The sequence below is a fragment of the Nonomuraea sp. NPDC003201 genome, from assembly GCF_053590415.1.
Window position 1 is genome coordinate 19,904 of sequence record NZ_JBSFTC010000141.1, and the last position, 8,252, is coordinate 28,155.

The 8,252-nt window shown below is 71.4% G+C and carries 6 protein-coding genes and 1 pseudogene; 4 read left to right on the top strand and 3 right to left on the bottom strand.

Annotation, left to right across the window (positions count from 1 at the left end; genetic code table 11):
* Positions 1-335: 335 nt before the first annotated feature.
* The 3 genes and pseudogenes from ACWDX9_RS36155 to ACWDX9_RS36165 form a co-directional block, all read right to left on the bottom strand.
* Positions 336-611, bottom strand: a pseudogene (locus ACWDX9_RS36155) (class I SAM-dependent methyltransferase); the annotation flags it as partial.
* Between the two features lie 112 nt (positions 612-723).
* The gene (polX, locus tag ACWDX9_RS36160) at positions 724-2,403 is read right to left on the bottom strand and encodes a DNA polymerase/3'-5' exonuclease PolX (protein WP_449962130.1); all 1,680 of its coding nucleotides are present in this window, start codon (positions 2,401-2,403) and stop codon (positions 724-726) included.
* A 39-nt stretch (positions 2,404-2,442) separates the two neighbouring features.
* Entirely contained in the window at positions 2,443-3,411 is a 969-nt protein-coding gene (locus tag ACWDX9_RS36165; RefSeq protein WP_449962132.1) for an aldo/keto reductase, read from the bottom strand.
* 261 nt (positions 3,412-3,672) lie between these two features.
* On the opposite strand from ACWDX9_RS36165, the gene ACWDX9_RS36170 reads away from it, so the two are divergent.
* The 4 genes from ACWDX9_RS36170 to ACWDX9_RS36185 form a co-directional block, all read left to right on the top strand.
* Positions 3,673-4,770: a sensor histidine kinase gene (locus ACWDX9_RS36170; RefSeq protein ID WP_449962135.1), complete on the top strand. Its 1,098-nt coding sequence runs from the start codon at positions 3,673-3,675 to the stop codon at positions 4,768-4,770.
* Positions 4,771-4,895: 125 nt separating this feature from the next.
* A complete protein-coding gene (gene lanKC / locus ACWDX9_RS36175; protein ID WP_449962137.1) occupies positions 4,896-7,409 on the top strand; it encodes a class III lanthionine synthetase LanKC in 2,514 nt (837 codons plus the stop codon).
* A 3-nt stretch (positions 7,410-7,412) separates the two neighbouring features.
* Complete coding sequence (locus tag ACWDX9_RS36180; protein ID WP_355195039.1) at positions 7,413-7,544, top strand: SapB/AmfS family lanthipeptide; 132 nt, start codon at positions 7,413-7,415, stop codon at positions 7,542-7,544.
* A gap of 64 nt (positions 7,545-7,608) precedes the next feature.
* On the top strand, positions 7,609-8,252 hold a 644-nt coding region (locus ACWDX9_RS36185), incomplete at its 3' end, for an ABC transporter transmembrane domain-containing protein (RefSeq protein ID WP_449962140.1).

Consider the following 8,252-nt stretch of genomic DNA (forward strand, 5'->3'; position numbering starts at 1 on the left):
GCCGCCTCTCGGCCCTCGCACTCACAGGTCGAACGAGCGGCCCGCGGATCGACACGGCCCCGGAGAAATCTCTCGCCGCGACGCGGCCGATCCCTCCGACCCGCGTTTCGCCCGTCAGAGCGGCCCTGAGCGATGGCTGATCAGGAAGTTTATCGTCGCATCTTGGGAAGGCGGCGACGCTCACAGATCGCTTCTTTCCGCTACCGGGCTGAAGACCGCGTTCGGCGCGCTAGCCGTCCGAGTCCGCAGCCGACGGCGGTACCTCGACGACGAAGAACAGGAAGGTGGTCGTGGTCGAGAGGTCATGGAAACCGCCGGGGAACAGCTCACGGGCGGCCGGGCCTGAGCACTCGCCGTAGCTCGGCCAGCGTCGGCCCCCAGTCCTCCAGGTAGTGCAGGACCAGCGAAGCGACCACGTCGTCGAACGCGCCGTCGTCGAACGGCAGGCGGTCGCTCAGGTCGGCCACGTGCAGGGCCATGTCGTCACCGAGCCGCCGCCGGGCCGGCGCCAGCATCCCGGCGCTGGAGTCGATGCCGGTGACGACCGCACCGCGGTCGCGTAGTGCGGCGGACAGGGGGCCTGAGCCGCAGCCGGCGTCCAGGATCCGAGGGCTGGGCGAGACTCTCGGGCACGTCGGTTACGCGGTCCATAGTCGCAGCCTAGCGATCTTGGTCTCGTGCCTCCACCGCCCCCCGCTCGGCCGAGGGCGGTGGCGGTGACGGTCAGCGGCCGAGGAACGTCAGGAGCCGGTCCAGGGGCCAGGTGTTGATGACGTCGTCCGTGGTCAGCCAGGCCCGCTGCGCGAGCCCCACCCCGAACCGCTGGTTGGCCAGGTGCGGGATCGCGTGCGAGTCGCTGTCGATCGAGAACTTCACCCCGTGGTGCTTGGCCAGCCGCACCAGGTCCGACGGCAGATCGGACCGGTCGGGGAAGGAGTCGATCTCCATGGCGGTCCCGGTGCGGGCGGCCACCCGGAAGATCGCGTCCCAGTCGGCGTCCACGGGCGGGCGCTTGCCGATCTTGCGGGTCGTCGGGTGCCCGATGATGTCCACGTACGGGTTTTCGCAGGCGGCGATGAAACGCCGGGTCATCTCGTCGCGCGACATCCCGAAATGCGAGTGCACCGACGCCACGCACACGTCGAACCCGGCCAGCACCTCCCCGGGCCAGTCGACCGACCCGTCGGGAGCGATGTTGAGCTCCGTGCCGTGCAGGATCCGCATGTCGGGATATTTCCGTTGGAGCTCGGCCACCTGCCCCCGCTGCTCCAGCGCCTTGTCCAGCGTCATCCGCTGCATCGCCAGGTCGGGGGCGTGGTCGGTGACCGCGTAGTAGGCGTAGCCGCGGGCGTGCCCGGCCGCCACCATGTCCTCCAGCGAGGCGATGCCATCGGTCAGGTTGGTGTGGGTGTGCAGGTCGCCCTTCAGGTCGCCCAGCTCCACCAGCTCCGGCAGCTCGCCGCGCAGGGCCGCCTTGACCTCGCCGCCGTCCTCGCGCATCGGCGGTGGCACGTACTGCATGCCGAGCGCGGCGTAGATGTCCTCCTCCGAGGCGGCGGCGATCACCCGCTCGCCCTCGAACAGCCCGTACTCCGACAGCTTCCAGCCCTTCTTCACCGCCATCTCCCGGATGGCGACGTTGTGCTCCTTGGAGCCCGTGAAGTACTGCATCGCCGCGCCCCACGACTCGGCGGGCACCACCCGCAGGTCGACCTGGATGCCGGACGTCGTGCGGATCGAGGTCTTCTTGTCGCCCGCCGCGATGATCTCGGCGACGTAGGGCTGGGCGCGGAAGGCGGTCATGATGGACTCGGGCGCGACCGCCAGGATGTCGATGTCGCCGATGGTGTCCTTCATCCGCCGCAGCGAGCCCGCGTACGCGATGCGCTCGGCCTCCAGCGAACCCATCACCTGCTCGGCCAGCGACATGGCGACCCCGACGTGGACGCGGCGGCCGGACTGCTCGAGCTGCTCGATGCCCTTGAGCAGGTTTGCCAGCGTCTTGGGGCCGAGGCCCTTGACGCCGTCGAGGCGGCCGGAGGTGATCGCCTCGCGCAGGGCCACCGTGGAGTCGATGCCGTAGTCCTCGAACAGCATGATCGCCGTCTTGGGCCCCAGCGTCGGCACCCGCGTCAGCGCGCGCACGCCGTCGGGCACCCGGCCACGCAGGTCGTCGAGCTGCCGGAAGCTCCCGCGCTGCAGGAACTCCTCCATCTTCTTGGCGATCGCCTCGCCCACCCCGGGGACGCTGCGCACGTCGACCACCGAGATGTCCTCGGGGAACCCCGCGATGGCCTTGGCCGCCTTCTGGTAGCTCCGCACCCGGAAGGCGTCGCCGCCGCAGAGCGCGAACAGCTCCGCGTACTCCTGCAGCGCCGACGCCGCCTCCTCATTTGCCCGCATGGCACAACCCTAAAGGTCGGCCCCGACAATCCAGGACCGTCAGAAGCGCACCTCACGGGGGCGGTACGGCTCGCCGAGGTGGGCCAGCTCCGCCTCCGAGAGCGACACCGACGCGGCCGCCACCGCGTCGTCCACGTGCCGGTCCTTCGTGGCCCCCACGATGGGCGCGGTCACGGCAGGCTGGTGGAGCAGCCAGGCCAGCGCCACCTGGGCGGCCGGCAGGCCGCGCTCACCGGCCACGTGCGCCACCCGGTCGAGGATCGTCTTGTCGTTCTCCGGGTCGTACAGGAAGTCGATGCGCTCGTCCGAGCCGGTCCGCGCGGTCGTCGCGGACGAGCCGGCCCTGGCCAGCACGCCGCGCGCCAGCGGGCTCCACGGGATCACGCCCACGCCCTGGTCGGCGCAGAGCGGCAGCATCTCCCGCTCCTCCTCCCGGTAGAGGAGGTTGTAGTGGTTCTGCATCGAGACGAACTTCGTCCAGCCGTTCTTCTCCGCCACGTGCTGCGCCTTGGCGAACTGCCAGGCCCACATGCTCGACGCGCCGATGTAACGGGCCTTGCCCGCCTTGACCACGTCGTGCAGCGCCTCCATGGTCTCCTCGATGGGCGTCTCGTCGTCCCACCGGTGGATCTGGTACAGGTCCACGTAGTCGGTGCCGAGCCGATCGAGCGAGGCGTCAATGGCCGCGTGGATGTGCTTGCGCGACAGGCCCCGGTCGTTGACGCCCCTGCCCATCGGGAAGTAGACCTTGGTGGCCAGCACGTAGTCCTCGCGACGGCGGAAGATCGCGCGCAGCGCCTCGCCGGTCACGGTCTCGCTCGCACCCTGGCTGTAGACGTCCGCCGTGTCGAAGAAAGTCACGCCCGCGTCGGCGGCCCTGCGGATGATCGGCTCGGCCTCGTCGCGCGCCAGAGCCCACTCCTGCCTGGCGGGATCGCCGTAGCTCATCATGCCCAGGCAGATCCTCGAAACTTTCAAGCCGGTGTTGCCAAGTCGGGTGTAGTCCATAGGCCCACCATAGGGGCGGTATCGCGGTGGTCTGCGGGCAGGCAGGACGGTGACGAGGCGCAGGAGCCGGATTGGTCTGGTTAACCGGCGGTCCGACGGGAAGTCATGGGTGGCCAAAAGCGGAAATGACCTTTACAGGGCTGGCCTGATCGGGTCGATTAGGGAGAAGCGAGACAACGGCGGGCGGGCTCTCGCGACACGGCCGCATCCGGCGCCCAACCGCATACCGGGGGTGAGGTGGAAGCCACACACCGTGCGCTCGTGTCGTGGGCACGTTCCAAACTGAAGAACCCCGGCTGGCTGGGCGGCCTCGGGCTGGCGGCGGGGATGGTCGGCGTGACGGTGCCGGTCCAGCTCGGGCTGGTGCGGTCGGGGATGGGGATCGCGGGCGGGGTGACGCTGTTCGTCCTGCTGACGCTGCACGTCAGGTTCATCATGGAGACCCCGGTACGGCGGGCGGGCTCGTGGTGGATCGTGGCCGTGCAGGCGTGGCTGACGTACCTGCCGCTGACGGTGTTCGGCGCGGCGTGGACCCCGGTGTGCGCCCTGCTGTCGGGCGCGCTGCTGGTGATGGCGGCCCGGATCCGCTCGATCGTGCTGGTGGCGCTGGCCCTGGCCTGCGGTCCGGTGATCCTGGCCGCGCCGGAGCGGGCGATGATCGATCCCGCCTGGGCGCTCGCCGGCCCGGTGCTCGGCCTGGTCGAGTACGCGCTGGTGACGCTGGGCAGGCGGGTCACGCGGCTGACGAAGGCGCGTACCGAGGTCATGCGCAAGGCCGTCGCCCTGGAGCGCCGCCGCTTCACCCGTGACCTGCACGACCTGGTCGGCCACCGGCTCACCGTCCTGGTGCTGAAGGCGCAGCTCCTGGAGCGGCTCGTGGCCGAGGGCGACAGGCGGGCGCGGGAGGAGTCGTCCGAGACGCTGGAGCTGCTGCGCAGCCTGTCCGCCGACGTCCGGGCCGTCGCCCACGGCCTGCGCAGCTCCTCCCTGGCGGCGGAGCTGGGCTCGGCGCGCTCGCTCCTGGAGTCGGTACGGGTCCGCTGCCAGATCAAGATGTCCTGCCCCGACCTCCCGGGCGATGTGGAGGAGGCGCTCACACACGCCCTGCGTGAAGGTGTGACGAACGTCCTCAGGCACGCCGAGGCCCGGCAGTGCTCGATCCAGCTCCTCGAACGCGACCAGCTCGTCCGCCTGACGATCAGGAACGACGGCGTGCGCCCGCCGCGCCGCCCCGGAGACGCGGGACAGGGCCTGCTCAACCTGGCCGAACGCGTCTCCGGCCTCGGCGGCTGGCTCGAGGCCACGTCCTCCCGGACCGGGCAGTTCACCTTCAGTGCGTACGTTCCACGAAAGAAATAGCCAATTGTGAAAAACGCACAAATGCAATTTCAATAACCATATTTCGGTGTTGTTACGTGTAACTAGACCGAATCGCCTCCCCGGCGGCAATCTCTAAGGGACAACGCTTTGGAGGTCGGCGCCAGATGGACAAGTACGAGCTGTACTGCCTGGTGGATCCGCGTTTCTACGACTCGCTCGAACACGGCACGGCCGAAGACGCCGACTTTCCCATCCTGCGTGAACCCCTGCCCGACGGTTGGTCCACCGCCCTGACCGACACGTGGTGCTATTACGCCCCCGAGAACGAGCCGCCCCTGCCCGCCCAAGGCTGGAAGATCCACGTCTCCGCCCGCGTGGAGGACGCCGAGCGGGCCATCGCCGCCGTGTGGGACTACTGCCTGCAGCGCCGGATCGCGTTCAAGTTCCTGCGCGGCACCCCCGTCCTCGTCATGGTCAACTCCAAGGCCGCCTCCCGGGCGTCCAGCGGCAAGCTGATCACCGTCTACCCGAGGGACGAGGGCCAGCTGGAGCTCGTCCTGAAGGAGCTCGACGAGCTGCTGCGCGGCGTCGAGGGCCCGTACATCCTCAGCGACCTGCGCTACGGCGCCGGCCCGCTGTTCGTCAGGTACGGCGGGTTCGCCGAGCGGCACTGCCTGTCCGGCTCCGGCGAGCGCGTGCTGGCCGTCGAGGACGGCGACGGGCAACTGGTGCCCGACGTGCGCGGCGCGACGTTCTCGGTGCCGCCGTGGACGACGCTGCCCGGGTTCCTGGAGCCGCATCTGGCCGCGCGCAACGCCGTGACGACGACCGGGCTACCGTACCGGGTCGAGAGCGTGCTGCACTTCTCCAACGGCGGCGGCGTCTACCTCGCGCGGGACACGCGTACGGAGGAGCGGGTCGTCCTCAAGGAGGCCAGGCCGCACGCCGGGCTCGACGCGGCCGGACGGGACGCGCTCACCCGGCTCCGCCACGAACGCGACATCCTCCGGCGCCTGGACGGCCTGCCCGCCGTGCCCGCGCTGCTCGGCTACTTCGCCCTGGGCGAGCACGAGTTCCTCGTGCAGGAGTTCGTGGACGGGACACCGCTGCAGCGGCGGCTCGTGCAGCGCTACCCGCTGACCCGCGCCGACCGCACCGAGCCGGACCTGGCCGACTACACGGCGTGGGCGGTCGAGACGCTGGAGAGCGTGGAGCGGGCCGTCGAGTCGCTGCACGAGCGCGGCGTCGTCTTCGGCGACCTGCACCCGGACAACATCCTGCTGACCGCCGAGGGCCGGGTGGCGCTGATCGACTACGAGGTCGCCACCCTCGTCGCGGACGGGGCCCGCGCCGCGCTGGCCCACCCAGCCTTCATCGCGCCCCCCGACCGCCAGGGCGTGGACGTGGACCGCTACGCGCTGGCCTGCCTGCGGCTCGGCCTGTTCGCGCCGCAGTGCACGATCATGCTGCCGCTGCACCGGGCGAAGGCGGCCCAGCTGGGGGAGATCGTCAAGGAGACGTTCCCCGTGCCGGAGGCGACGGTGGACGCCGCCGTCGCGGCCATCGGCGGGGACGGCGACCCCGTGACCATGCCGGACACCTGGCCCGAGCTGCGGGACGCGATGTGCCGGGCCATCGTGGCCGGCGCCACGCCCGCGCGCGACGACCGGCTCTTCCCCGGCGACGTGGCCCAGTTCCGGCCGGGCGGCGGGCTCAACCTGGCCTACGGCGCGGCCGGCGTGCTCTTCGCGCTCCACCGGGCCGGCCTCGGGCCGATCCCCGAGTACGAGCGCTGGTTACGCGACCGGGCGATGCGCCCCGTCCAGGGCTCCGGGCTCGGCCTGTACGACGGGCTGCACGGCATCGCCCACGTCCTCGGCCTGCTCGGACACCACGAGCACGCGCACGAGCTGGTCGACGTCTGCCTGCGCGAGAAATGGGAGCGGATGGAGTCGGCGCTGTTCTCCGGCCTGTCCGGCATCGGGCTGAACCTCCTCGACTTCGGCCGCGCCGACCTCGCCCTGCGCGCCGTGGACATCTGCGCCGAGCGGCTCGCCGAACCCGTCCCCGAGCTCAGCGGCGGCCCCCATCCGAGGGCCGGGCTCATGTACGGCTCGTCGGGGCCCGCGCTGCTCTTCCTGCACGCGTACGAGCACACCGGCGACCGGGCCCTGCTCGACCTCGCGGCGACCGCGCTCCGGCAGGACCTGCGGCGCTGCCGGCACGCCGCGGACGGCTCGCTCCAGGTGAACCAGGGCTGGCGGGTGCTGCCGTACCTGGACGAGGGGTCGGCCGGCATCGCCCTCGTGCTGGAGCGCTACCTCGCGCACCACCACGACGAGGAGCTCGCGACGGCGCTGGCCGAGCTGCGGCTGGCCGGGCACGCCGGCTTCTTCGTCCAGTCGGGGCTGTTCACCGGCCGGGCTGGCATGCTCGCGGCCCGCGCGGGTGACCCGCGGGAGCACATCAAGGGCTTGAGATGGCACGCGCTGCCGTACGGCGGGGGACTGGCGTTCCCCGGCGACCAGCTGCTGCGCCTCTCCATGGATTTCGCGACCGGAACGGCGGGCGTGCTCTTCGCCCTCGGCACGGCCCTGGGCGACCAGCCTGGCCACCTGCCGTTCCTGGCGGCCGCTCCCGGGCGGCCCGCCCCCTACGAGTCACGGAAGGAGGTGTAACGGATGGTACTTCTCGACCTGCAGGGTCTCGAGGCGCCCGCGGCCAGCGATGTCGCCAGTGGTGGCAGCACGCTGACGGTTCTCTCGTGTCACTCGGGCAAGCCCAGCAACCTCAGCGTTGCGGTTTGCCACTGATCGCTATATCAGTCCCCGCGCCGTGTCACACGGCGCGGGGACGCCGACTTCAAGGAGGCATCGGGTGCTAGCGGGTGACCGAGCGGGTGACCGGCTGGTGATCGGGACGGTACGGCGCAGCGGTCCCTGGCCCGCCGTCCTGGCCGTCACGGCGCTCGTGGGCGCGGCCGGTGAGCTGGCGGTCCCGTACCTCGTCGGGCGCACCGTGGACGGCTTCGTCCTGCGCCGGCCGGACGGCTCGTCCTGGCTGGCGCTCTCTGCTTGTGCCGTCGCCGCCGTCGTGCTCTGCGAGAGCCTCGGCGTCTGGGCCCGCGGCGCCTGCGGCGCGTTCGCCGCGGCCAGGCTGCGGCTGGGCGTTCTGCGCCACGTGCTCGGCGCCGGGCCGGCCGCCACCCGGCGTTTCCCGGAAGGCGAGCTGGTCACCCGGGCCGGACTGAACGCCGAGGAGGCGGGCCGGGCCCCGGAGACGGTGACCGGCGCGCTCGCGCTGCTCGTGCCCACGGCGGGCGCGCTCGTCGCGCTCACGCTCATCGCGCCCGTCCTGACGCTGACGCTCGGGGTGGGCATCGTCGTCATCCTGTTCGTGCTGCGCGCCTTCCTCCGCGCGACGACGGTGATCTCGGGCGGGTACCAGGAGGTGCAGGGGGAGATCGCCGCCCGGCTCGTGGACGCCATGGAGGGGGCGCGCACGATCGCCGCGGCGGGGAC

Excerpts from the sequence above, each read along its gene's own strand:
- lanKC (WP_449962137.1), top strand. The coding sequence starts at position 4,896 with ATGGACAAGTACGAGCTGTACTGCCTGGTGGATCCGCGTTTCTACGAC.
- polX (WP_449962130.1), bottom strand. The coding sequence starts at position 2,403 with ATGCGGGCAAATGAGGAGGCGGCGTCGGCGCTGCAGGAGTACGCGGAG.
- ACWDX9_RS36180 (WP_355195039.1), top strand. The coding sequence starts at position 7,413 with ATGGTACTTCTCGACCTGCAGGGTCTCGAGGCGCCCGCGGCCAGCGAT.
- ACWDX9_RS36165 (WP_449962132.1), bottom strand. The coding sequence starts at position 3,411 with ATGGACTACACCCGACTTGGCAACACCGGCTTGAAAGTTTCGAGGATC.